Source organism: Rubripirellula lacrimiformis, from assembly GCF_007741535.1.
Lineage (GTDB): Bacteria > Planctomycetota > Planctomycetia > Pirellulales > Pirellulaceae > Rubripirellula > Rubripirellula lacrimiformis.
In genome coordinates, this window is the sequence record NZ_CP036525.1 from 4,683,105 (window position 1) to 4,706,551 (window position 23,447).

The 23,447-nt window shown below is 55.7% G+C and carries 21 protein-coding genes; 9 read left to right on the forward strand and 12 right to left on the reverse strand.

Going from position 1 to position 23,447, the window contains the following annotated elements; all coding sequences use genetic code 11:
• Window positions 1-477 carry a DUF305 domain-containing protein gene (locus K227x_RS16400; protein ID WP_145171104.1) on the reverse strand — a complete coding sequence of 159 codons (477 nt, stop codon included), beginning with the start codon at window positions 475-477 and terminating at the stop codon, window positions 1-3.
• A gap of 210 nt (window positions 478-687) precedes the next feature.
• On the opposite strand from K227x_RS16400, the gene K227x_RS16405 reads away from it, so the two are divergent.
• Window positions 688-1,242, forward strand: a complete 555-nt coding sequence (locus tag K227x_RS16405) for an RNA polymerase sigma factor (RefSeq protein WP_145171106.1) — start codon at window positions 688-690, stop codon at window positions 1,240-1,242.
• A 24-nt stretch (window positions 1,243-1,266) separates the two neighbouring features.
• Here K227x_RS16405 and K227x_RS16410 read toward each other — a convergent pair whose 3' ends face one another.
• Entirely contained in the window at window positions 1,267-2,973 is a 1,707-nt protein-coding gene (locus K227x_RS16410; protein ID WP_145171108.1) for a TolC family protein, read from the reverse strand.
• Window positions 2,974-3,106: 133 nt separating this feature from the next.
• On the opposite strand from K227x_RS16410, the gene K227x_RS30650 reads away from it, so the two are divergent.
• The 6 genes from K227x_RS30650 (at window position 3,107) to K227x_RS16445 (ending at window position 12,202) form a co-directional block, all read left to right on the forward strand.
• Complete coding sequence (locus K227x_RS30650) at window positions 3,107-3,661, forward strand: hypothetical protein (RefSeq protein WP_246145856.1); 555 nt, start codon at window positions 3,107-3,109, stop codon at window positions 3,659-3,661.
• 278 nt (window positions 3,662-3,939) lie between these two features.
• On the forward strand, window positions 3,940-6,063 hold the full coding sequence (locus K227x_RS16425) for an efflux RND transporter periplasmic adaptor subunit (protein ID WP_145171110.1): 2,124 nt from the start codon (window positions 3,940-3,942) through the stop codon (window positions 6,061-6,063).
• 11 nt (window positions 6,064-6,074) lie between these two features.
• A complete protein-coding gene (locus tag K227x_RS16430; protein ID WP_145171112.1) occupies window positions 6,075-9,590 on the forward strand; it encodes an efflux RND transporter permease subunit in 3,516 nt (1,171 codons plus the stop codon).
• A 113-nt stretch (window positions 9,591-9,703) separates the two neighbouring features.
• Window positions 9,704-11,092: a hypothetical protein gene (locus K227x_RS31220; RefSeq protein ID WP_246145857.1), complete on the forward strand. Its 1,389-nt coding sequence runs from the start codon at window positions 9,704-9,706 to the stop codon at window positions 11,090-11,092.
• A 144-nt stretch (window positions 11,093-11,236) separates the two neighbouring features.
• Entirely contained in the window at window positions 11,237-11,512 is a 276-nt protein-coding gene (locus tag K227x_RS16440) for a hypothetical protein (protein ID WP_145171114.1), read from the forward strand.
• An 18-nt stretch (window positions 11,513-11,530) separates the two neighbouring features.
• A complete protein-coding gene (locus K227x_RS16445; RefSeq protein WP_145171116.1) occupies window positions 11,531-12,202 on the forward strand; it encodes a GNAT family N-acetyltransferase in 672 nt (223 codons plus the stop codon).
• Here the strand turns inward: K227x_RS16445 and K227x_RS16450 are convergent.
• Window positions 12,194-13,645, reverse strand: coding sequence for a PP2C family protein-serine/threonine phosphatase (locus K227x_RS16450; protein ID WP_246145858.1), 1,452 nt, complete (start codon window positions 13,643-13,645; stop codon window positions 12,194-12,196). The genes K227x_RS16445 and K227x_RS16450 overlap by 9 nt on opposite strands.
• A gap of 638 nt (window positions 13,646-14,283) precedes the next feature.
• Between K227x_RS16450 and K227x_RS30655 the strand changes: the two genes are divergently transcribed.
• Complete coding sequence (locus tag K227x_RS30655) at window positions 14,284-14,508, forward strand: hypothetical protein (RefSeq protein WP_218933304.1); 225 nt, start codon at window positions 14,284-14,286, stop codon at window positions 14,506-14,508.
• A 226-nt stretch (window positions 14,509-14,734) separates the two neighbouring features.
• On the opposite strand, the gene K227x_RS16460 is transcribed toward K227x_RS30655, so the two are convergent.
• The 3 genes from K227x_RS16460 to K227x_RS16470 all read right to left on the reverse strand — a co-directional run bounded on the left by K227x_RS16460 (window position 14,735) and on the right by K227x_RS16470 (window position 18,624).
• Complete coding sequence (locus K227x_RS16460) at window positions 14,735-15,619, reverse strand: potassium channel family protein (RefSeq protein ID WP_246145859.1); 885 nt, start codon at window positions 15,617-15,619, stop codon at window positions 14,735-14,737.
• 159 nt (window positions 15,620-15,778) lie between these two features.
• Window positions 15,779-16,057, reverse strand: coding sequence for a metal-sensitive transcriptional regulator (locus K227x_RS16465; protein WP_145171117.1), 279 nt, complete (start codon window positions 16,055-16,057; stop codon window positions 15,779-15,781).
• Window positions 16,058-16,176: 119 nt separating this feature from the next.
• Window positions 16,177-18,624 carry a heavy metal translocating P-type ATPase gene (locus K227x_RS16470; protein WP_145171119.1) on the reverse strand — a complete coding sequence of 816 codons (2,448 nt, stop codon included), beginning with the start codon at window positions 18,622-18,624 and terminating at the stop codon, window positions 16,177-16,179.
• Between the two features lie 116 nt (window positions 18,625-18,740).
• On the opposite strand from K227x_RS16470, the gene K227x_RS16475 reads away from it, so the two are divergent.
• Window positions 18,741-19,073: a four-helix bundle copper-binding protein gene (locus tag K227x_RS16475; protein WP_145171121.1), complete on the forward strand. Its 333-nt coding sequence runs from the start codon at window positions 18,741-18,743 to the stop codon at window positions 19,071-19,073.
• 85 nt (window positions 19,074-19,158) lie between these two features.
• On the opposite strand, the gene K227x_RS16480 is transcribed toward K227x_RS16475, so the two are convergent.
• The 6 genes from K227x_RS16480 to K227x_RS16505 are packed head-to-tail and all read right to left on the reverse strand — an operon-like array spanning window position 19,159 to window position 23,447.
• Window positions 19,159-19,617 carry a hypothetical protein gene (locus K227x_RS16480; RefSeq protein ID WP_145171123.1) on the reverse strand — a complete coding sequence of 153 codons (459 nt, stop codon included), beginning with the start codon at window positions 19,615-19,617 and terminating at the stop codon, window positions 19,159-19,161.
• The gene (locus K227x_RS16485; RefSeq protein ID WP_246145860.1) at window positions 19,614-20,420 is read right to left on the reverse strand and encodes a radical SAM protein; all 807 of its coding nucleotides are present in this window, start codon (window positions 20,418-20,420) and stop codon (window positions 19,614-19,616) included. Before K227x_RS16485 ends, K227x_RS16480 begins: the two co-directional genes overlap by 4 nt.
• The gene (locus tag K227x_RS16490; protein WP_145171126.1) at window positions 20,417-21,151 is read right to left on the reverse strand and encodes a glycosyltransferase; all 735 of its coding nucleotides are present in this window, start codon (window positions 21,149-21,151) and stop codon (window positions 20,417-20,419) included. Before K227x_RS16490 ends, K227x_RS16485 begins: the two co-directional genes overlap by 4 nt.
• Window positions 21,144-22,052 (reverse strand): alpha-1,2-fucosyltransferase, encoded by a 909-nt coding sequence (locus K227x_RS16495; protein WP_145171128.1) that lies wholly within the window; start codon window positions 22,050-22,052, stop codon window positions 21,144-21,146. The genes K227x_RS16490 and K227x_RS16495 overlap by 8 nt, the downstream gene beginning before the upstream one ends.
• Window positions 22,049-22,702 (reverse strand): sulfotransferase domain-containing protein, encoded by a 654-nt coding sequence (locus K227x_RS16500; protein WP_145171129.1) that lies wholly within the window; start codon window positions 22,700-22,702, stop codon window positions 22,049-22,051. Before K227x_RS16500 ends, K227x_RS16495 begins: the two co-directional genes overlap by 4 nt.
• Window positions 22,695-23,447, reverse strand: coding sequence for a glycosyltransferase (locus K227x_RS16505; RefSeq protein ID WP_246145861.1), 753 nt, complete (start codon window positions 23,445-23,447; stop codon window positions 22,695-22,697). Before K227x_RS16505 ends, K227x_RS16500 begins: the two co-directional genes overlap by 8 nt.

Here is a 23,447-nt window from a genome sequence, read left to right on the forward strand (position 1 = left end):
TCAATGTTTCAATGCCAATGCATTCGTTTCTTCGTCTTCCAGGTCCGCAATCAGTCGTTTCATCTCCGCAATTTCCTTCTTTTGCGTTTCGATGATTTGGCCGGCCAGTTCACGCACTCGAGGGTCGGTGATCTCGGCTCGTTCACTGGTAAGGATCGCGATCGAGTGGTGTGGAATCATGGCTTTCATCCACGAGACATCTTCAACGGTCTCCTGGCTGCGTACGAGGTACAGCGACCCAGCAAAAACGGCGACACTGGTAGCGAAAATGGCCACGTTGGTCTTCGTATTCTTATACATGCCGAGCATGAACGACAACATAATCATCGCCATCGTCGCTCCCATGACGAGTGCCATGTAGAAGCGAGTCTCGCTCCAGTAGACGTGGTCGATCGCGTAGGTGTTCAGATACATCAACAACAGCATGACTGCGGTCGAAGTGGCGATCATCGCTCCAAAAAGTCGGTAGTTGGACATACTGTTTTCCTTGCGCTGTTTGTGATTCGAGTGCCCAAACGAATTTGCAAATACGGTGCCGAGGTATCCGAATGCCGGGAGAAATCGCAAATTCCAACGCGAAGTCGCGATGGCCTGTGTGATGCGCGACCGCATTGGTCGGTAATCGCCATGGCACGCCGAACGCAAAGGCCGCTAGTACCCCCCTTGGGTATCGGTACAATCTGACAAATGGAGCACCGCAGTGAGTGTAATGACAGAGAGCCAATCGACGACGCAACGGTCAAGGCCGGTGCCGGCGGCGATCGCGCTGCGCTCCGCCAGATTTACGAGGCCACTGCGGATCGTGTCTTTCGCTTAATGGTGCGGATGGTCGGTCAACAGGACGCCGACGACTTAACGCAGCAAACTTTCGTCCGAGCGTTCACGAAGCTCGATCAGTTCAGCGGCGAATCGAAGTTTGAAACGTGGTTGTATCGACTGGCCACCAACGAGGCATTGCAGCATCTGCGCCGCGAGAAACAACGGCGGACAAAAGAACTGGTGGTCGAGCCGACTGTTCGGCAAACTGACCACGTCGAGCAAGACGAACGAGCCGCGATGGTACGAACTGTCCTCGATCAACTCGATCCGGAATTGCGGGCAATCTTCACGCTCAAAGAAGAGAGCGGTCTATCATATCAAGAGATCGCCGCCACACTCGGCATCCCCGAAGGCACGGTCGGTTCGCGATTGAACCGGGCGCGGCGGGAATTGCGTAGGCTGATCGAAGAGAATGGAGAGTGACGTATGTATTGCCCCACGCCCAATTCAATTGGGGCAGCCGACCGTTCGATCCAATTGAGCGATCGTGCCGGCTAGCGTAGCGTCGATACGGGCGAGTTGGGTCTCGAACATCAACAGTTCGCGGTAGGTTTCGATCAGCGTGAAAAAGTCTGTGCGTTTGCCACGGTAGTCGGCGATCGAGAGTTTGAGCGTGTCTTCTGTTCGCGGAATGATCCGTTCTTCGTAGATGTTGCGTTGCTCGACCAGGGCGTCGGCTTGAACAATCAGGCGGCGAATCTTGCCGTATAGTTCGTCGCGTTCGGCTTCTAGGCGTCGAGTCGTGCTGCTGCGACGGTGAGCTGCTTCGCGGACTCCGGCGTTGATCTTCTCTCGCCAGATTGGCAATGTTGTGCCGAAACTGACACTGAGTTGATCGTTTCCGTTGGCCACTGGGCTAAGGACATCATGGTTGTCGCTGACCAATCCCCAATTCAATCCGACACTGAAGTCTGGGTACTGCTGCAAGCAGGCCAAGCGTTCCTTGTCGCGATCGCGTTGGATTTCCCATGCGAGGCCGCGTAGCTTCGGGTTGCACTGCTCGGCCAACGCGATCAATTCTTCGATTTGCTGTGGCGTGTCAGTGATACTCAGTTCATCCGTCGCTTCGGGAAGAATCCCGACGGGTTGCTGTAGCAAAGTAGCGAGGTCGGCTTGGGCAACCAGCTTTTGTCTTGCAAGCGTGATGAGTTGCTCATCGAGTCGATCGGTTTCGAGTTGTGCTCGCAGCACGTCTTGTTGAGAACCGCCGCTGCGGTAACGCGCCTCGGCAACATCCGTCAGGTCAGCGACGAGGCCTTTGGTTTCCTCGATGATGTCGATCGCTCGGGTCGCGAACCAGACTTCGTAGTAGGCGAGACGAACGGACTCGGTAATCTCGCGAGCAATCGCTTCGACTTCGGTTTGAGCGATTTGCACTTCACGGCTGGCGATCACCGCTTTGGTTTTCAGCTTGTCAGGAAACGGTACCATCTGGTTGACCGACATCTGATTGGCGACTCGGCCGGCCGCGGTTTGAATGGCGTTGTCGTGCAAAGGCCAGAAGGTGTTGTTGAATGTCGGGTCGGGCAAGGCGTTGGCTTGCGGGATGACGTTTGTTGCCGCAGCGACACGTTGCCTGGCGGCAAGGATTTTGGGGTGACGTGCGAGGGCAGTGCCTACGAAATACTCGACGGGCTGGCCGGAAGAAGATTGGGAGTCTGGGAGAAGGGGAGTCTGGGAGCTGTCGTCTTCCGATTCTTTCTTGTCAGTTTCCGATTTGTCGTTAACGGTCTTCTTGTCTTTCGTGTCGTCACGGTCATCTTTCAAGTCCGGTTCATCACCCTTCTCCCCACCTCCCTGACTCCCCTTCTCCCCATCTTCTTTCTTAGGCGGATCGAGTTGCAGAAAGTCTCCGAAGCTTCGTTTGCTGTCTTCCTGGGGTGGTTGAGCGAAGACGGCGGGCGATGCGATCACTACCCCGTCGTTGTAGACAACGGGCTGAACGACGGCTGTTTCCGGCTCGCTAAGGACTTGCTGCCAATCGAAGTCACTGGTCGCGACCGAAGACGAGGTGGAAGCGGCGACCGGAGCGGTGACTTTTGCTACCTGAACACCACGCTCGGAGGCACAACCGGACACCGACGCGGCAACCAATGCTGCTAGCAGCAGGCGCTTCGCTTGGGTTCTTCCGGGTCTCGAAGAATGCCGATCCATGGCGTTCAGGTCCTAATGAGCTATACTTGAGCTGTTAAAGTTTGCCTAACCGGCTAATTCCTATTGAACTCTTCGGCCAAATTTCCGATACAGTTCATATACCGTGTATGGGTATCCTTTTCGGAAGGTCACAGTGAGTAACTCCCCCCTAATTCGCACCGCCGTTAATCTTTGTCTGATCGCTGCAATAGTGATTCAGCCGATGACGCTGGTGGCTGCGCAGGGAACATGTGCTCAAGGTCAGTGCTGCGAGGCCAAAACGGTATGCCACGCTTGCAAATGCTGTGAAGTGAAAACGGACGGCGCTCTGTGCGGCTGCTGTAGCGGCAACGAAGAAGACGCCGGCAGTTGCTGCACGAACAAACGCGAGCAATCAAAGCATGACGACCTGTTCGGTGAAATCTCCGATGTCGTTCCTGAGCCACCGAAACCCGACGACGAGGACTTGGTTCAAGACCGGGTTGCATTGTCATCGTGTATGTGTGGAATTCGCTCGGAACCGATTGCACCAGCACCTCATCGCGTTCCTGTTCCGCAAGTTCGTGAATTAGTCGTGATCGCGTACTTGGATCACGTCGCCTCAGACGCTGGGCTTTCGATTCGTCCAGATCAACTGGTTTCACGATTGCCGCTTGGCGATCACTCACCGCATTTCTCTCAGCGGTTTCTTTGCATCTGGCGCATCTAGCGTCGTCTCGATAGGAGAGCTGCGCGCTCGTAGCTCTTCGGTTTCAAGTTGGCTTTCACGTGAATGGTGCTGCACGCTCATTCCCAGTGGAGTCTTTCCAGATGCAATCCCTACGCGATTTGATTCGCGTCACCCGAAACAATGAACCGGTCACAGCCTGGAGGCGATGACTGGTCGATGATGCGATCCCCCCGTCGCTTCATCGGCCAGTCAACTCTTGAGCTGACGTTCGTGGATGGATCCACAATCGCGTGCCGGAAAACGCTGTGAGAACTGTCATGAATCAGGACGAACCAATCAAGCCCGATGAAGCCGACGTTGACGACCAAGTCAGCAACGTGGATGCGGATGCGCCGACCGATAGCGAGCCAGTCGAGACTGCGACGGAAGCAACAATACCGCCAGTTGAAGCTCAACCGAGCGTTCCACAAAGTGGTGGCGGAATGAAGTGGCTCATGCGCACAGGCGTGCAAGCCGCAACTATCGTCACCGTCGCCGGCCTCGTGTTTTTCCTACTCGGTATCGCACAGCGAACGAAGTGGTTGACCGCTGACGGATTTTCGGGCAGCAAAGGCGAAGCCGTGGCGGAAGCTGGCGGTGGCGAAGACAAGCGATACATCTGTCCGATGATGTGTACGCCGCCATCAACGGAACCGGGTCGTTGCCCGGTTTGTGCGATGGAATTGGTCGAAGCGACCGGCGGCGGAGGCGGCGACGGCATCTCGGTCACGATTGAAGCCTCGGCCCGTCGACTCGTTGGCATTCAAACCGCCATGTCCACGATGGGTGAAGTCAATCGAACCATCCGCACCATCGGCTCGATCGACTTCGATGAAAGCCAACTGTCGACCATCAGTGCGTACATCGACGGCCGTTTGGAAAAGATGTACGCCAACTACGCCGGCGTGAAGGTTAACGAAGGCGACGATCTGGCGTTGATCTACAGCCCCCAGCTCTATACCGCCCAAACCGAGTTCATCATGAGCATGAACAGCGACGGCAAAATCGGACGCTTTCAAATCTCTGGCGGCGATCTGAACAAGATGGCACGCGAGAATTTGGCTGAGCTTGGCATGACGCAGGGTCAGATCGACCAGCTGGGGCAGTCCGGAAAACCAATGTCGCGAATCCGCATCAAGTCACCGCAGAGTGGAACGGTAATCGAGAAGTCGGCGGTCGAAGGCGACTATGTCAAAACAGGACACAAGCTCTATCGAGTCGCCGACCTGAGCAGTGTTTGGTTGATGCTTGACCTGTTTCCCGACGACGCATCGGCGGTTCGATTCGGCCAACAAGTTGAAGCGGAAATTCAGTCGATGCCGGGCGAAGTGTTTACCGGCCGCGTTGCGTTCATTGATCCTACGGTCAATGCAACGACTCGAACGGTTCGTGTACGTGTTGAGATCATGAATTTCGACGGCAAGCTGCGACCAGGCGACTACGCGACCGCTCGCGTCACCGTTCCCGCGATACCCATGGACCAAGTTTACGATCCGGCACTTGCGAACAAGTTCATCAGCCCGATGCACCCGCAAGTCATCCGCGACCAGCCGGGCAAGTGCCCGCTTTGCGATATGGATTTGGTGCCGACATCGCAGCTTGGATTCGCGGCGGAGCCGTTGCCGATGCAGCAGGTCGTCACCGTTCCTCGCGACGCCGTGCTGTTGGCCGGCGAAAACAGTGTGATCTATGTCGAAACTGAACCGGGACGTTTTGAGATTCGCCGAGTCACGGTTGGCCCGATGAATCGCAAAGAAGCCGTGATCGTCGAAGGGCTTTCGGCTGGCGAGACGGTTGCCACTGGAGGCAACTTCTTGATCGACTCACAAATGCAACTCGCCGGCAACCCATCGTTGATGGACCCGACGAAGGCACCGAGCTATTCACCGGGACCGCTTGAGCTTCCCAAAACGAACCCCGTTATGTTGGCGGCCGACGCTGGCAAAACGCTTGATCGCACCTACGACGCCTACTTCGAGATTCAATGTGCGATGGCGGCCGACCAAACGCCTCCGCCCGTCGCCTTGAACACTCTAATCGCAGGACTCCGCGAGCTGGAAATGTCGGCCGGCGTCCCCGACGATGCCCAACGTAAGTTCGCGATCGCTCGCCGCGCGGCGTCACGCATGGATGGTTCATTGGAAACGGCTCGCGAAGCCTATCGCGGCGTTAGCCATGCGATGTTGCGAGCGGCCACGGTGGCTCGCGGGCCGAAGACGGCTGTGAAGTTGACGCACTATTACTGCCCGATGGTTCCTGGCGGCGGTGGCGATTGGATGCAGCCCGGCGGCGATTTGCAGAACCCGTATTGGGGCAGCGAGATGCTGACGTGCGGAGAAGTCGTCCGTGACATGGCGATGCCGGTTGGCGAAGTTCCCTCGATCGCTCGCACCGTGCAGTAAGGAAACGAACCATGTTAAATCTAATCATTCGCTTTTGCGTCAAAGAACCTTGGCTGGTCGTACTGCTGACGATCGGCTTGAGCGTTGCCGGCTGGGTAAGTTTCAAGTCGATCCCAATCGACGCGATTCCCAACATTGGCGAGAACCAAGTCATCGTGCTGACGCCTTGGCCGGGTCGCTCGCCGAAGGACATCGAAGACCAAGTGACGTATCCGCTCAGCGTTTCGTTACTGGCTGTGCCGGGTGCCGAATCGGTGCGCGGCAAGAGCATGTTCGGTTACAGCTTTGTGCAGGTCACGTTCAAAGACGAGATCGACTTCTATTGGGCACGAAGCCGAGTTTCCGAGCAACTCGGCAGTGCGGCGTCTCAGTTGCCCGACGGCGTTGTGCCACAACTTGGGCCAGACGCGACGGGCCTAGGGCAGGTCTACTACTACACATTGCAGCCACCTAATGAAGGCATGGGTCTAGCGGAACTTCGCAGCATGCAAGACTTCGTCGTGAAGTATGAGTTGCAAGCCGTCGAGGGCGTTAGCGAGGTTGCTTCGATCGGCGGTTACGTTCGCCAGTATCAGATCGAAGTGGATCCCGACAAGCTGCGATTCCATAACGTGTCGCTGGACAAATTGGCGATGGCGATCAAAGGATCGAACGTTGACGTCGGAGCGAAAACCGTCGAAACGACTGGCATGGAGTTTATCGTCCGCAGTAAGGGCTTCCTCGGCTCGGGTGGTGACAAGGACAAGGCGGTCGAGGACATCGAGGACACCGTCATAATGCAGCGTGACGGCGTTCCCGTTCGCGTCCGTGACATTGCCGCTGTGCAGATTGGTCCTGACTTTCGCCGCGGTGCGTTGGATTACAACGGAGCCGAAGCCGTTGGCGGCGTAGTCGTAATGCGATACGGCGAGAACCCACGCGTCGTGATCGACCGAGTGAAAGAAAAGATCGCCGCGATTACGCCATCGCTGCAAGGCGTAACCATCCATGGCGTCTATGATCGCAGCGGACTGATTGACGAGACGATGGCGACGCTGACGCATGCGTTGCGTGATGAAATCATCATCACGGCGATCATCATCCTGTTGTTCTTACTGCACATTCGCAGCAGTTTTGTCGTCGCAATTTGTTTGCCTGCCGCCGTACTGATGTCGTTCATCGCGATGCGGGTAGTCGGCGTCGGTGCGAACATCATGTCGCTCGCCGGCATCGCGATCGCGATCGGCACGATGGTCGACATGGCAATCATCGTTTCGGAGAACATTTACCAACACCTTTCTGATTGGGAATCAGGAAGCGCAGAGGCGAGAATCAAGCAACCTCGTGCGGAAGTTGTCTACGAAGCAACGGTCGAAGTCGCACCAGCCGTCGTAACTGCCGTGGCGACAACCATCGTCAGCTTTCTGCCGGTCTTCTTTTTGACCGGTCGCGATTACAAGCTATTTTCGCCGCTGGCTTATACCAAGACATTTGCGATTGCTGCAGCAATGATCGCTGCCGTCACGATCGTGCCGGCTTTATGTCGATTGATGCTGCGAAGCAATGTACGTCGCAAATCAACCGCGTTGGTTTCTGCGTTGTCGCTCTCCGGATTGCTAGGTGCCGTATCACATTTCCTTTGGGGATCGCGACTGGCAGAACGCTTTGGCCTGGATACTTGGATTGTGACCGCAGTCGCAGCCATGATCGGCTTCATTGGCGGTTGGCAGTTGATGCGAGAACGAATTCGACCCATCGAAGAAATTCCGTCGAGCCGCTTCGTTCGCTGGATTTACGCGGCGCGACTGCGACATGCGCTCAATCACAAAGCATTCGCACTCTCGTTTCCGCTAGTGCTGCTGTTCATCGGTGTAGGAGCCTACATCGGAATGCCGACAGTGATGCGTCCGATCGAGAAGTTCGCGAACCTATTTGGTGCCGAGCTGAATGATTTCCCCGGCTACGTCGACGCCAAGCACGTCTTCACGGGTTTGCAAAGTGACGACTGGATCGCCTTGGACGAGGGAAGTTGGTTCTACATGCCGACGCTGTACCCGGCGGCGAGCTTCTCGCAAGCGATGCAGGTCTTACAAACCCAGGACGTGCTGATCGGCCAGATTCCCGAAGTCAAAGATGTGCTCGGCAAGATAGGCCGCGTGGAATCGGCGCTCGATCCCGCGCCCGCAGCGATGGTCGAAACGTATGTGATGCTGAAACCTGAAAGCCAGTGGCGAGAGGGCGTCACTGCACGCGATGTGTGGGATGAGATCAACCGCGTCGCGACGTTGCCGGGCGTCACGCCGGCCTCGGCGCTGCAGCCGATCGAAGGTCGTGTCGTGATGTTGCAGTCCGGTATCAAGGCACCGATGGCCATCCGTGTTTACGGCGACAAGCTGGACACGCTCGCCGACGCCGCAATGGACGTCGCCGCCGAGTTAAAGAAGTCACCACTGATCAATGCCGGCACGGTCAATCCCGACATTGTGCTCGGCAAGCCCTACGTCGAGTTCACTGTCGATCGTGAGGCAGCGTCACGCTACGGAATGAGTTCGTCGATGGTGAACCAGGTCATCGAGACGGCACTCGGCGGAATGAATCTGATCAAGACGGTCGAAGGCCGAGAGCGTTATCCCGTGCGGCTTCGATACAACCGTGACCTTCGCGAACAGATCGACGGGCTGAAACGTTTGCCAGTCGTCACGCACTCAGGTGCTGTTGTGCCGCTGCAAGAACTCGCAAAGCTGGAAACGACCTGGGGGCCAGGTGCGATTAACAGTGAAAACGGGCGACTGGTCGCTCACGTTTCTTTCATGGCCAATGGTAGCAAAGGCGACTTGGAATCGGTCGCTGCGATCGAAGAACAACTCCGCAAAGCGCAATCTCTTCCACCATCGGATCCCAATCGCCTGTCATTGCCAGCTGGCTACTCCCTTGAAGCCGTTGGAAGTTTCCGAAACCAGATCGAGGCAAACCGGCGATTAATGTGGATCATTCCGCTGGTCATCTGCATCAATCTGATGTTGCTCTACATGGAGTTCCGCAACTTCTCGATTTCGTTGGCCGTGTTCTCCGGTATCCCGGTCGCATTTGCCGGCGGCATGATCGCCGTCGCAACGATGGGCGTGGAACTCAACACGGCGGTGTGGGTTGGCTTCATCGCCCTGTTCGGTCTGGCGGTCGACGATGGCGTCGTGATGGCGACCTACATCCATCAACTTCTCAAGAAACGCAAAATCGAATCGGTCGAAGACATTCGCAATGTGGTTTACGAAGCCGGCCTGAAACGTATTCGACCTTGCATGATGACGACCGTGACGACGCTTGCCGCGTTAATTCCGGTGTTGATCGCGACGGGCCGTGGGGCTGACGTTGCCCGAGCGATGGCGATTCCAGTGTTCGGAGGAATGCTAGCCGAACCATTCACTTCATTCATCGTGCCGACGCTCTATTGCGGCTATCTGGAATTGAAAATGCGATTTGGATTTCAAGACGAGCTTTGGGAAGGAACCGAAGCGATGCCGGAGGAGGAACTCATGAAAGCGGCATAAATTTCTTCATTTGCCCGTGAAGGAATTCACGACTCGGGCATCCAATCAATCAACCTCACCAAGATCGACGGACCCAACGGATGGCGTCCTGACTTTCACAACGGAGTTCTCCCATGAAACGAACACTCATTGTCACTGCTTTCTCGCTCGCGATGTTCACATCGTCTGTGTTTGGGCAAACGATTCAATCGCAGCACGACCACGCTGGACACAACCACGCGATGCCCGGCATGACCCAGGCTCGAGAAGCAACTCAAGTGGGGCCGCATGGCGGCAGTCTGAAACAAACCGGCAACCTGCAAATCGAAACAATTGTTTCCCAAGGCGGGCTGCAAATGTTCGTCTACGATCGCACGGGCCAGCCAGTCTCGGTCGACCAGGGACGCGGTGCTGTCTCAGTGCGCGTTGAAGGCAACGCGAAACGCTATCGCTACGACTTGCTTCCCGACGGCAAAGGAGCGCTAACGGCTCCAGTGAATCTTTCGCAGCTTGCTGGTCGGCAAATCGACGTCGATATTCAGTTGGTCGGCATGAAGGCTTCGGGCGGAAATGTCGTCAGTTTCAACGAGGTCGCAACGGTTCCCGCCAGCGAGCAACAACTGGCCGCCGCCGCAATTGGCCGTCAAAAGATATGTCCCGTCAGCGGAAAGCCGCTCGGCAGTATGGGCGATCCCGTGGCAGTCGATGTGAACGGACAGAAACTCTATGTTTGTTGTGCCGGCTGTGTGAACGCGGTCAAGTCAGACCCGGCTAAATATGCTGCCGGTCGCCCGCAAATAACGGTCACCACAGCGACACAAGCCGACGCTGCTGCGATTGCCGCCCAAAAGGTCTGTCCCGTGATGGATGAGCCTCTCGGTGGCATGGGCACACCGATCAAGGTGATGGTTGGTGACAAGCCGATTTATCTGTGCTGCAAAGGTTGCATCAAAAAGATTCAAGCTGAACCAGCGAAGTACCTCGCCATGGTTTATGGCAACGGTCCGCAAAACAGTGGCCAGCCCGCTGTCACGACTACGGCAAAGATTACTGTCTCAACATCAACGCAAGCCGACGCAGCGGCCATTGCGGCTCAAAAGGTTTGCCCAGTGATGGATGAGCCTCTCGGTGGCATGGGCACACCGATCAAGGTGATGGTTGGCGACAAACCGATCTATCTTTGCTGCAAAGGCTGCATCAAAAAGATTCAAGCTGAACCAGCGAAGTACCTCGCCATGGTTTATGGGAACGGCGATCAAGCGTCCGTCCCCGCCGGAACCGAGCAAGTACGCGACGGCATTTTCAAAGTAGTTTCTGCCGATGTTCCATTTATCGCTGCCCAGAAGAAATGCCCCGTGATGGACGAACCGCTCGATGCGATGGGGGGACCGTACAAGGTCAACGCGGCCGGGAAAGCAATCTACATCTGTTGCCCTGGATGCGCGAAGAAGATCGCAGCCGAGCCGAACAAGTGGTTAGCTGTCCTGAAATCACAAGGAGTCGAAGCTCCAACAATTCGTTAATCAACTCGGGAGCGAGTTTGCAAATTGGCTCCTCGCTTCCCCTCTGACTCACGCGGGGGCGGTGTCGCGTCTGATTCACGCAAGTGATGACGTCACCACGCCGTCCCTGCCTTTTTTGTTTCAACTCACGACAAGGAAGTCGTCATGAAATCGCTATGGGAATCCTGCGCTACCGCTGCGTTCATCTGCACCCTCTCGCTGTCTGCCGGATGCCAATCGCTGCCCTGGGTTGGCAATCGAAAGGACGAACCGTCTATGACTGCTCAGCAATATGCCGAACAGGCCGCTGCCAACATTCAATACGACACGGCGGTCGACCTCGATACTGACTATCAACCGCCAGTAGCAACCTCGTTCTCCGCTGCTTCCACTTCAGCATCGCCCCGCCCTTCGTCGGGCGGCGGAAGCTGCTGCCACTAACGCTGGCGGATTCCCACTGTGAAAATTACATCTTCACGCTCGCTACGGTGGTTGCCGTACCGAGCGATGCGGCGAATAGCGATTGCGAATATCTGTCAATTTTATCAATCGCCCATTGACCAGATGCCGCGAACACCCATCCCCGATGGATACACGGTCGACTCGTGTTCCTCCGATCGCCTTCGCTCGCACGCGCACGAACTGGAATATCAAATCCCAGAACGTGACTTTGAGATGCTAGATGCTGGGCATGCCCGGTGCTTCACAGCGTTCCAAGCCAATTCGCTCGCCGGATTCGCTTGGGTCGCCTTCGGAGACATTCCCGGCCAGATGAACCACGACGGCAAGCCCGAAACTGGTCTGCCAATCCAGCTCTCCGACGATGCCGCGTTCGTATTCCAAGTGCTGGTCTTGCCCGCCTACCGAGGCCGTCGCCTTTACGCAGCAATCATGAGCCAAATGGCCGATCAGTTGCAAACCGATGGAATCCAAACGCTGGTGCTAACCACCGAAGGCTCCAACCAACGAGCATTGAAAGCAGTCGACCGCATGGGTTTCCAAAACGTCGCCCAAGCATCACTTTTTCGGCTTGGCCCACTATGCCGAGCAAAGTACCCGACATTGCCAAACGAAATTGGATTCACAATCGGACGGTATGTCGGCGACGATACTGCGGCCCAATCAAGTTAATTGTGCCACCAATAGCGTTGTGTCATCGAAAGCCTTTCGGCCCTTGCGAAACGCTTCGATGGATGACTCAAACGATTCAACAAGTTCACGAGCATTGCAGCTCTGGACGGAATGCAACAAATGTTCAATTCGTTCGGTGCCGTATTGCTCATCACTTGGATCAAACGCTTCAGTCACTCCGTCGCTAACGATGACTAAGCGAGCCGAATCGCCTAGTGGAATTGTTTCTTCGTCATAGTGCGTATCGTCCTCGACGCCCAAGATCAGATCGCCCACGTTCAATCGCACAGGCGTGTCGCGTCCTATCTGCAAGAACGGAAACTCGTGGCCAGCATTGGCGTAGGTTAGTTGCCTGTTTTTAGGGTCAACGACCAGTAACGCCATGGTCGCAAAATGTCCCATCATCACATACTCGCAGTAACGTTGATTGACATCTGTCAATATTTCAGCGGGGCTGGACGACTTCTTTGCTGCTTCCGACACGAACGCCTTCAACAACGTCGCCGCCATCGCGGCTGGAACGCCATGTCCCGAAACATCAGCGACGCAAAGTAGATAACGTCCATTGGACAATGGAATGACGTCGTAGTAGTCACCGCCAACATCGTCGGCCGGCTCAAACAACTCGGCGACGTCGATTCCAACCAGTCCATTCACTGTCGGGCGTAGGTTCTGTTGAATCTGGCGTGCCTTTTCCATGTGAACACGGTGGTCACGCTGAGCGTGATCCAACGCCTCAGTCATTGCATTGATCTGATCGGCAAGGTAACTCAGTTCTCGACAGCTTCGCGTGCGTGCTATCACGCTCAAGTCCCCAGACGCAACACTTTGTAACGCCGAAACGAAGCCTTGGATCGGTTTGGCAATCAATTGCCGCAGCACCGCGCTGACCACGAAGGCTGCAATCGCTCCCAGCAACAAGACGGCAAACATCTGGATCAGCAATGAGCGGCGTGTTGCGCCCACAACGGCTGAACGTTTCTCGGAAATGTAGACAGTACCCGCTGGTCCGGTGAAAGCGCCGACAACGTGCGCGCCGGAGGCTCTCGATTCGGTGCCTATTGAATCAGCTGCCGAACGCATGGCAGAGAGCATTTTGTCGGAAGCATGCCCATGCGAGATCGCTTGGTACGGAAGCCCTCGCCAATCCGCAGCAATATGGTGACCGGGCGAATCGTCGGTGTTCATGCGAGCACAAACGTTGTCAACCAAATTTTGAATCGCGACATCTCCGTGGGCTTCCGCGACCAACAGTGATTCGTACATCGTTTTTGCTTCTTCGGTCAGCGCGATCTGCTTCTCGTTCAAATGTCGATCCATCCGCAGGCGGTAGTCAACGACAAGAAACAAAACGACAAACCCAAAGAGAATCGCATTGACGAGGACAAGCAGTTGCCGGCTGATCGGCAACTGATGCCATCGGTGTTTGAATGTGTCCATCATAGCACCTTAAACAAAGAAGCCGGACGAGTTTTCAGGCTCGCCCGGCTGACAGGGATCGAACGGGATCAGAAGCGATTAGCTGAGTTCAGCAGATTCGACTTCCGTGGAACTTGACGATCCTTTGCCGCAGCAGGCAGCGCCAACGCTGCAACAGTGCGCTCGCTTTGCGCAACAGGTCGGTTGACCTGTGGTACTGACCACATCGCCGGTCGTGGCTTTCGTTTCAGCGTGCTTTCCGCAGCATTGTGCGTTCACCGAGCAGCAATAGGCACGCTTGGCACAGCACGTGGGTTGAGAAGTTGCACTCGACAATTCGACTGTGGTTGCTTTGACTTCAGCATGTTTGCCACAGCATGACGCGTGAACCGTGCAGCAGTACGCATGCTTGGCACAACACGTCGGCCCCGCCGAGGCGGCGGCATCAACATTGCCAGCGGGGACGAACGAAACGGCAAACAAAACAGCAGAAAATACAGTAGCTAACATTTTGGAATCTCCAGGATTGATGGCGCAGCCGACATCGACATGCACCGATTGGGAAACAAATACATCTTCATTCTTGGATTGGGGCTGGCTTCGCAAGTCGAAGCAGAGCCAACCGCTAAATCTGAAGACGAACGTGCCAATCAATCAGAGAGTTGGGACGGACAAAAGAATCCGGCCGACCAAAGGCGACCGATTCGGTCTTCCAACTGATCCGCAAGAAGTCGCTGCGTTCCAAGCCGCGAGGCGACGGATCGTCGCCAGAAGTTCGCGGCGGCAACCAGACTTTGGTCTCACACGAAGCCATCGCAGGGCATTCGTTCGACGTTTCGCCGTCACAGCAACTGTGCCCGACCGGCTGCGATTGGCAGCACGCATGAGGGCAAGGCTTCGCGTCGTGTGATCCTTCCCGAGCGGCCGGCGAGGACGCCAACAGCACCGCGATTACTGCAAAAGCAGCAAACAATCGAGCGGCAGGGTTGGTGTGACGACGGTTCATGGCGGACAGTTCCAAGAGCTTTCAAAGGACTCCCACTGAGGGAATCTCTTCTTTGATGCTCTTTGGATGCACGGCCCCGACGTTTCTTCACGACTTCGATAAAGATTTCAGGATTCTTTTCGGGGTTCGCTTCTGGTGCAAACAGCAAGCGCGTTCAGGTCGTGAAGCCACTCGGATTGCTGATCGACAAAGGCGGATTTTAGCTGGTCCGATAAGTCGTCAGAGTCGCCGATCGACCGCGAAATCTCGATCGCCAACCGTGGGTCGGGAACGTCATGCGTCGAGTGACAGATCACGAAATGCCGTTTGGTCTCCTCCAGCATCTGCATGCTAGCGTGCCAAAGCCGATCGACAGCCTCGGCACTGGCGGCGGGCCTGGCAGTATCGACCTGCCGCGCCGCTCGCATCATTGAAGAAACCTCCAAACAGAATCGCAGCATTCGGCTCATCGCATAACGCGGTTCGCTAAATCGAAAGTAATGCAGGACAGGATAGAAATGATGCGACTCCAACAAGTCCGCCATGTTCGACGACATCGTGTATAGGTCTTGGTTGACCAACGAAGGATCGCTCTCGGTCAGATACGCTCGCAAATAGCTAAGGCTGTCGCCCGTTCGTCCGGTGCGATACTCAATTTCGTTGGCAAACTGGTTGCGTCGGGCGAGTGTTGAATAGACCGAAATGACATAAGCCAACACGAGCGTAAAGAAGCTGAACCCCAAGCCGGCAGCGGTGATTGTCAAGAACTGCATCGCTGGCGTTCGCGGCACCAAGTCGCCCACACCCAATGTGGTGATCGTGAAGCCAGCGTAGTACACCGCGCTCGCAAAACCAGTATCCGTCGGTGTCGATCCGGTAGCCGTAATGCCCGTGCCGAGTTGAGGCCACACGACTAGGCTGATGCCAATCAACAGCAACGTCGCCCAACACAACACTTGCGTCACGATCAACGCCGGTCCGCAGTAAACCAAAACTCGCGGATGAGCGAACATTCGCGTTCGGACTAAAAAGTGAAAGCCACGATTGATACCATTTGTAATCGGACCTACGGTCGCTCGCGGATGCAGAACCGCCATGAAGGTTTCCCAGACTCCGAGGCAAGTCAATAGAAACCCGCCAGAAGTCAGAAACCAATTCATCACGTCAATATTTCACTCGCCGTACTTCCGAAAGACCGTCATTAGCTCTTCGATCTTCTCGTCACGTTCCTTGGCACTGCCACTCTTGATCGCTTCGCTCACACAAGTTTGGATGTGCTGTTCCAAGACAATCTGCCCGACTTTATTGAGCGCTCCCGTAGCAGCCGACAATTGCATCAAAATATCGACGCAGTATTCCTCATCCTCGATCATACGACCAACCGCTTCGACTTGTCCGATGACACGTCGAAGTCGGTTGTTGAGCTTCTTTTTCTCGTCGTCTGAGAGCATTCGTGAGAACTTTGGATAGGCTGGCTTTTCTAGAAGCCTGATTTTAGCGTGATAGGTCGATCGTGGTTAGATGGGTCTCGATTGGCTCCTCGACACGCGAAAGATCGCTTTGCCGCGGTCTAGGTGAGCTTGGCTGCACGAAGTCTTAACGCGTTTGCGATCACGGACACGCTGCTAAAACTCATTGCTGCCGCTGCAATCATCGGACTGAGCAATACGCCGAAGAACGGATAGAGTAACCCAGCCGCGACCGGGATTCCCAGTGCGTTGTAGATGAAAGCGAAGAACAAGTTCTGGCGAATGTTACTCATCGTTTTTCGGCTCAGATTGGCAGCCGCAGCAACGCCGCGGAGATCGCCTCCGACGAGCGTGACGCCCGCAGATTCAATTGCAACGCCTGTCCCCGTGCCCATGGCGATACCAACATTCGCTTCGGCAAGGGCAGGCGCGTCATTGATCCCATCCCCACACATTGCCACCGTCTTGCCGTCCTTCTTCAACTTGCGAACGAAATCATGCTTCTCCGCGGGCGAGACCCCAGCATGAAACTCGTCGATACCCAGCCTTGATGCGACTGCTTTCGCGGTCGGTTCAGCGTCGCCAGTTAGCATCACCACCTTCAATCCGAGTTCGTGCAACGTCTTCAAGGCTGCGGGCGTGCTTTGCTTGATCGGGTCAGTGATTGCGAGAATAGCCGCCAGCTTGTTGTCGATCGCCACGAACACAACCGTCGCCCCTTCGGACTGATGCAATCCCGCTTTTTCCCTTCCCGCATCGACTCCCTCGATGCCTTGTTCGTCCAACAAGTCAGCCTTGCCAATCAACACATCATGATCATCGACGCGAGCTCGAACTCCGCCACCGGTGATACTGTTGAATTCACTTGCCTCAACAACCTGCAACTCATCCGCCTTCGCTCGGCGAACGACCGCCTGAGCCAACGGATGTTCGCTCTGTGCTTCAACTGCGGCAGCCAACGTCAACACATCGTTTTCATTCCAATCACCAAACGTCTCGTCGCCCGTCACTTCCGGCCGTCCCTGCGTTAGTGTGCCGGTCTTGTCGACGACGATCGTGTCTACCTTCTCCATGACCTCAAGGACTTCTGCGTTCTTGATCAGCACGCCTTTCTTGGCACCGCGGCCAACGCCCACCATCACCGACATCGGCGTCGCCAGCCCCAACGCACACGGACAAGCAATGATCAACACTGCAACGGCTGCCACAAAGGCATGAGCTAGTTGCGGTTCCGGACCAAACACCGCCCAACCGATGAACGCGAGGATCGAACAAACGATCACCGCCGGCACAAAGTATCGAGCGACCACATCGACCAGTTTCTGAATTGGCGCACGACTTCGCTGTGCGTCCGCAACCATCTGCACGATGCGGTTGAGAACCGTGTCCCCACCGACGCCGACGGCTTCCATCACGAGCACACCGGTTTGGTTCAACGTTCCGCCGGTGATTTCGTCACCTTCCACCTTCTTCACGGGCATCGGCTCGCCCGTCAACATCGACTCATCGACGCTGCTCGACCCGCTAAGTACTTTCCCATCGACTGGAACCTTCTCACCCGGACGAACTCGCAGTCGATCGCCCTTGTGAACTGAATCGAGCGAGACGTCTTCCTCGCCATCGTCTGTGATTCGGTGGGCAGTATCAGGAGCAAGCTTCATGAGTTCGCGAATCGCTCCGCCAGTCTGCTGACGTGCTCGAAGTTCCAGCACTTGCCCGAGCAACACCAACGTGATGATCACCGCCGCCGCTTCAAAATACAGAGGCGGAACGCCATTCTCGAAAAAGGCTTCTGGGATCACACCCGGAAGCAGCACCACGACCAAACTGAATAAGTACGCGGCCAACGTTCCCACCGCGATCAGCGAAAACATGTTCAAGTTCATTGTGCGGAACGACTTGGCTCCGCGAACCAGCAAGGGCCACCCGCACCAGAACACCACCGGCGTCGCAAGAACCAATTGCAACCAACCAAACACCGCTTGGCTCATCCAATCGGCGACCCGCAAACCCACCATCGGCCCCATCGCAATCACGAGCAGTGGCACCGACAGCGCGACGCCAACCCAAAAGCGACGTTTCATGTCGGCGTACTGTTTGTCTTCTCCCTCGTCAGCGATTGAAACCACCTTCGGTTCCAAGTCCATCCCGCAGATTGGGCAATCGCCAGGGCCAACCTGCTCGATCTCCGGATGCATGGGACAGGTGTAAATTGCAGTCGGGTCTGCCGGAGAATCGCTCGCCTTGGTTGATGAGTGACCACCGCAGCACGACGAAGTCGTCGAGGGTTCTCCAATCTGAATCGCCGCTTCTCCACCGCAACAAGACGAACCGCTTGATGTCTCCTTTTGCGCTCGCTTTGCCAGCACACCAGCCGGATCATCTTGGAACGTTTTCAAGCATCCATCGCTACAAAAAGCATAGTGTTTGCCCTCGAAATCCGCCGAACGGGGACTGCCAGCAGGCACCTTCATGCCGCAAACCGGATCAATTTGCACAGACGGATCGGCGACCGGCAATGATGTTTCGTGTTTCTCGGCGTGGTCCATGATTTCTCCAAGCTGTCAAAAAGTCATTCTCCAATATACCCCATAGTGGTATGCAAGTTGCATACCGCTAAGGCAGCGGCAACGGGGCCGCACAACCATTTCTAAAGGAGAAACCAATGAGTACCGCAACCGCATCCATGAAAGAATGCCTTCAAAACTGCCAAGAATGCCAAACGACTTGTGCCGACATGCTGACCAGCCACTGCCTATCCGAAGGCGGCGACCACGTTGAGCAAACGCACGTCAAACTGATGCTCGATTGCATCGCCGCATGTGCAGCCTGCGTCGACTTCATGAGTCGAAACATCGATCACCACGCGTTGTATTGCCGAGCCTGCGCCGAGATCTGCAAAGCATGTGCAGACAGTTGCGACAAGGTCGGCAATATGGACAAGTGCGTCGAGTGCTGCCGCAAGTGCCACGAAAGCTGTTCGTCGATGGCCGCGTAGCACCAACCGAGATCCAAAAAACGAAAAAACGCCGACGCCCCAATTTAGGACGCCGGCGTTTTCAATTTACTGATCGTGTTAGTCGCTACTCTTCGTCGTCTTCGTACGTTGGTGGCCAATCGTCAAGGATGCCGGGATAGCTCGGCCAATCGTCGCCCCAGTCGCCGGGATGAACGACGGGATAGTCGGGCATACCCGGATAGGCTTCGCCGGGGTGACCCGGTGGAAGGTTGTCGGGCGCAGAGTAGCCGGGCGGAACGTGATAGGGATGGTCCGGCGGAAGTCGCGGCCAGACGTGAATCGGTGGCGGAGACTCGATCACGACCGGTTCTTCGGGCTGCGGTGGCCAAGGGAGGTCATCGGGCCACCAATCAGGACGCTCGTCAGCGGAGTTATCGTCATCGGTACTCGAACCCTCTGGCGGATCAATCGGGGTCGTAGGAGATGAACTGCCTGAAGTATCGGCTGGCGGATCGAATGGCGGAAAAAAGGGATACCATGGCGGCGGGATGTCGTCGCTGCTTGATCCGGGTAGGAAAGTCATTGTATCTCACTCCTTTGAGTCGGATCGGGATGAGTGAACGGAACACGCTTGCCTGGACAAAGTCCACATTGAGGAATGGCTTTGGTTTCAACGAACGAGCGCAGTTCATCGTCGCTGGCGGTCGGGGAGCAGGCCTTGTAGTCGCGAAACAATCGCCAAGCTGACAATTTTTCAAGATGCAGTCGCTGTTCCAACATCGCGTGATACGCCAATGCGGGGCACTTCCATAGACATTCGCGAAACAGTTGTGTGCATGTTTTCTGCATGCAGATTCGATACGCTGCAGCAGGTTTGGAATCGAATGGAATCGGCTTTCCATTTTCGACTCGGTATTGCCGCATCCAGCCGCGATGGGATTGTCGAATCTTGATCTGGATTCCTGGATAGTCGGAACGCCATTGCCACACCGTTTTCTTCGCTTCGTTGAATCGCGTCAGGTAGGGTTCGTGCGTTCCATGTTGGCTGACTTCGAGTCGGCAGTCGATTTCGACCAGCGTTGCCGGCAGATCGGGATGGCGATCGAAGAAGAATCCGTTGGTGACGAGCATCAAGTCGGAGTCGGGCCACGATTCGCGGGCCAAACGCATGTGCTCAATCAGGTGTGGGTTCAGCAGCGGCTCGCCACCAAGCAACGCGAATCGCTTCGGTCGGATTCGATTTGACCAGTGCGAGTACTCACTTCGCGCATCATCCGGCGTCGGCATTTGACCAGCCAGATGAAAGTTGCTGTAGTGGCTGCACTGTTGGCACGAAAGGTTGCACCCGTGAGCAAGGTGGAACTCAAGAGCTGGTATTTCAATCATCGCCACATCACCTTCCGCAGTCCGTGCTTCTTGAGACCAGCCTCGAGAAACTCAGGCCGACTGCGAACGTAGCCTGGCGGGTCGACGTGTTCGTGTTTGAACGAGTGATTTAGATCGACGGCGACGTTCATGCCGGCGAGTTTGCATCGCCAGAAAAAGTCCCAGTGCTCTTCGACCTTGAGTGATTCGTCCCAACGGATCGCTTGCAAGATGTCGCGATACGCAACAAAGCAGTTGCCGACGTAGTGGCACCAGCGGATGGAACCACGCTTTTTGTAGTACCCTCGAGGAATCCGCAGCGTCTTGTCGTCGACGCGAAGTAGCTTCGGTCGTTCTTGCTGGTTACTGAGCGCGGCCAATAGATCGAGATCATGATGCTGATTCAGTTTGCGAATCAACTCGGTAAGTCGAGTTTTGGCCGTGACAAGGTGGTCGTCGTCCGCAAAAACCACGACTGGGGTGTCGCCAGCGTCGAGTAACCGGTTCCGGCCGGCCGACAAGCCGATGTCGTATTCGGTCTCTATCAGCTGATCGACCATCGCCGCTTCGTCGGGACAAATTGCCGAGAAACGCAACTCCGGTTTCCCGTCGTCGAGCACATGAATCAGCGGACGGTCTTCGCCGTAGTACTGATGGATGCTGCGGACGAGCGCGGCACAGCACTGCGGGCGATGAATCGTCTTGATGCAGAAGGTGGCTTGCGATCTCGCGTTTGAAGAAATGTTAGTCATGGCAGGAGTTTTCTCCCAATTCGCAGAATCGAAAGCTGTCAGGTGGTGTCACATGGGCAAAATGCTTGATGTGCTCGCGTTGGAACACATGCACCTCGCCAGCAGAGAGGTAAGCCGCCCATGTCGAGAAACTCGAATTGGCGGGAACCAGAATGTCGGCGTTCACCAACGCTCGGAAATGGCGACGCACGTCTTTCCGGTGACCAAGATTTAGCTCGCACCTTTTGATCGTTCTCAAATCAGCAGCATTGATGCCTTCGCTATAAATGGTGATTTCAGATTCCGGATTGAGCCCTCGAAAGTGATCGACGCATCGCTGGTAAAACTCTGCGTTCCAAACCTTGCCCGGTCCCATCGACTTGAATAATCTGCTCTGGGGATTCGCGACATCGCCTCGTCTAGCATGAATGGCAATCCGGGTCGGGCTGCCCGCGTTTTGCACAGGCCGAGGACCACGCCATAGCATTTGACAAAGCTGATCGATCAGAGCTTGATAGGTGCCCGATGGAATGAGCCCTTCGTTTTCCCAGTTGTGGACCTGGAAGAGATGGATGCGACAAAGCCCGGTCAATTGAATGACTGTTGTCGCCGAAGGCACTCGTTTTGATTCGATCCAATCAAGCATCCGCGCGACGTCCTCGAATCGCATCCCACCCCAGCCACCCCGGTTTGTGCGATACTCGATAGGGGCGATTCCCAATGGCTCGCTCGCCAATTGCTCTCGAACCCCCACGACTGGAATGATTCTCTGGCGAGTCCAATCCTGATTGAAGGTCGCCTGCCCGCCGCTTAGTTGTGCAACGACGACCGCCGTAAAAAGGTCCTTCATGCAATGACCGGAACGGCCACCACTTGATTGTTGATAGCTGACAAGCAAGCGTTCGGTGTTGGAATGCGTCATGGGGTCGTCACCTGCGTGGCGGACACAGAAGGCTGCCTCAAGAAGCAGTCCGTTAATTGATCAAGCTCGGTCCGGAAGTCTCCGTACATCGCCAACAGTCCGTTGCGAACATCAATTGGCAAGTCGTTAAGACGGGACTGGCGTGGTTGGTTCGCTGGAAAGTCGTCGACGAACGATCTCGGCAAGCCCGCAAAGCTCGCGATTGCATCGACGTTGTCATGCATCGTTTCATAGCGAACGAACAGCGTCGGAACGGCAAGGTAAAACGAATGCCAATTTTGGAAATGAAGCTTGATCGGCAGTCGATCTACTCGGTGCCTTGCGTAGCTGTGCAGGGTTGTGCCTGATCCGAGAATGGATTTGCTGGCTTGGAAGCGCTGCAGCTTGCGAGATTGCTGTGATTGGTAGTTGCGTCGAAAGAGCGAGATCACTGAGTCGATTGGATCACCGAAGACGTAGACAAATTTCGACGTGCCACTAACAACTGTCGGCGGGATGGGGATGTGTTTCAAACCATCGTGATCGGATGGGTGATTCGTCTTTCGGAATTTACCAATGTGCCGGAGAAGCATCGTTGTGCCGACGCCTCCGGCTGAGGCGACCAGCACCTCAATACCCGATGGAAGCACACCGCTGGGTTGATTAGACATTCACGACACCTCCACCCGGCATCCGCATCGAATGAAAGCCGTGCTTACGAAGTCCAATCGCTCGGAACTTTGAACGATGTCGCAGCACGCGGTAATCTTTCGACTCGACGTGCTCGTGCCGAATGAAACAGTCACCAGCAACCGCGACGTTCAACTCGGCAAGTTTGGCACGGTAGAAGAACTCCCAGTGTTCCAGTGTTTTCAGTTCCCCTTCCCAACGAAGCTCGCGAATCGTTTCGGTTCGAGCGAGGAACGCATTGGACGACATGTCGCACCAGGCGACATAGCCGTTTCGCCGTGTCTCACCGCGATGGACCCAGATTCGTTTGCCGTTCATCAGCTTGGACAGCATCGTTGGTCTTCCGCCGCTACCTTGGCGAACGCCGAGAATGTCGATCGGGTTGGCGGCAAAGCGTTTGCAAACCCGATCAAGATTCAAGTTGGACGTGACGACGTGGTCGTCGTCGAGCATGAAGACGAAGGGGGTTTCCACAGCATCGACCGCGATATTTCGACCGATGCTGACGCCGACATCAAAATCCGCTGGATGAATGACCTGGCACGCCGCCGCAGACTCGGGATACTTCAGTGAAAACCGCAGTTCAGGCTTACCGTCGTCGACCACATTGATTTTGGGATCGCCAATGTGCTCGCGCAACGACTGGACCAGCCGATGGCAGGACCAAGGTCGGTGAATCGTCTTGATGCAGAACGTAATGTCTGATGTTGAAATACTATTCGCCAT

What these genes read in the sequence shown, in the direction of transcription:
- K227x_RS16405 (WP_145171106.1), top strand. Translation starts at nt 688, where the DNA reads ATGGAGCACCGCAGTGAGTGTAATGACAGAGAGCCAATCGACGACGCA.
- K227x_RS31220 (WP_246145857.1), top strand. Translation starts at nt 9,704, where the DNA reads ATGAAACGAACACTCATTGTCACTGCTTTCTCGCTCGCGATGTTCACA.
- K227x_RS16425 (WP_145171110.1), top strand. Translation starts at nt 3,940, where the DNA reads ATGAATCAGGACGAACCAATCAAGCCCGATGAAGCCGACGTTGACGAC.
- K227x_RS16465 (WP_145171117.1), bottom strand. Translation starts at nt 16,057, where the DNA reads ATGCTCTCAGACGACGAGAAAAAGAAGCTCAACAACCGACTTCGACGT.
- K227x_RS16480 (WP_145171123.1), bottom strand. Translation starts at nt 19,617, where the DNA reads ATGACTTTCCTACCCGGATCAAGCAGCGACGACATCCCGCCGCCATGG.
- K227x_RS16460 (WP_246145859.1), bottom strand. Translation starts at nt 15,619, where the DNA reads ATGTTCGCTCATCCGCGAGTTTTGGTTTACTGCGGACCGGCGTTGATC.
- K227x_RS16490 (WP_145171126.1), bottom strand. Translation starts at nt 21,151, where the DNA reads ATGACTAACATTTCTTCAAACGCGAGATCGCAAGCCACCTTCTGCATC.
- K227x_RS16440 (WP_145171114.1), top strand. Translation starts at nt 11,237, where the DNA reads ATGAAATCGCTATGGGAATCCTGCGCTACCGCTGCGTTCATCTGCACC.
- K227x_RS16400 (WP_145171104.1), bottom strand. Translation starts at nt 477, where the DNA reads ATGTCCAACTACCGACTTTTTGGAGCGATGATCGCCACTTCGACCGCA.
- K227x_RS16410 (WP_145171108.1), bottom strand. Translation starts at nt 2,973, where the DNA reads ATGGATCGGCATTCTTCGAGACCCGGAAGAACCCAAGCGAAGCGCCTG.
- K227x_RS16475 (WP_145171121.1), top strand. Translation starts at nt 18,741, where the DNA reads ATGAGTACCGCAACCGCATCCATGAAAGAATGCCTTCAAAACTGCCAA.
- K227x_RS16500 (WP_145171129.1), bottom strand. Translation starts at nt 22,702, where the DNA reads ATGTCTAATCAACCCAGCGGTGTGCTTCCATCGGGTATTGAGGTGCTG.
- K227x_RS16430 (WP_145171112.1), top strand. Translation starts at nt 6,075, where the DNA reads ATGTTAAATCTAATCATTCGCTTTTGCGTCAAAGAACCTTGGCTGGTC.
- K227x_RS16495 (WP_145171128.1), bottom strand. Translation starts at nt 22,052, where the DNA reads ATGACGCATTCCAACACCGAACGCTTGCTTGTCAGCTATCAACAATCA.
- K227x_RS16505 (WP_246145861.1), bottom strand. Translation starts at nt 23,447, where the DNA reads ATGGCGAATAGTATTTCAACATCAGACATTACGTTCTGCATCAAGACG.
- K227x_RS16450 (WP_246145858.1), bottom strand. Translation starts at nt 13,645, where the DNA reads ATGATGGACACATTCAAACACCGATGGCATCAGTTGCCGATCAGCCGG.
- K227x_RS16485 (WP_246145860.1), bottom strand. Translation starts at nt 20,420, where the DNA reads ATGATTGAAATACCAGCTCTTGAGTTCCACCTTGCTCACGGGTGCAAC.
- K227x_RS16470 (WP_145171119.1), bottom strand. Translation starts at nt 18,624, where the DNA reads ATGGACCACGCCGAGAAACACGAAACATCATTGCCGGTCGCCGATCCG.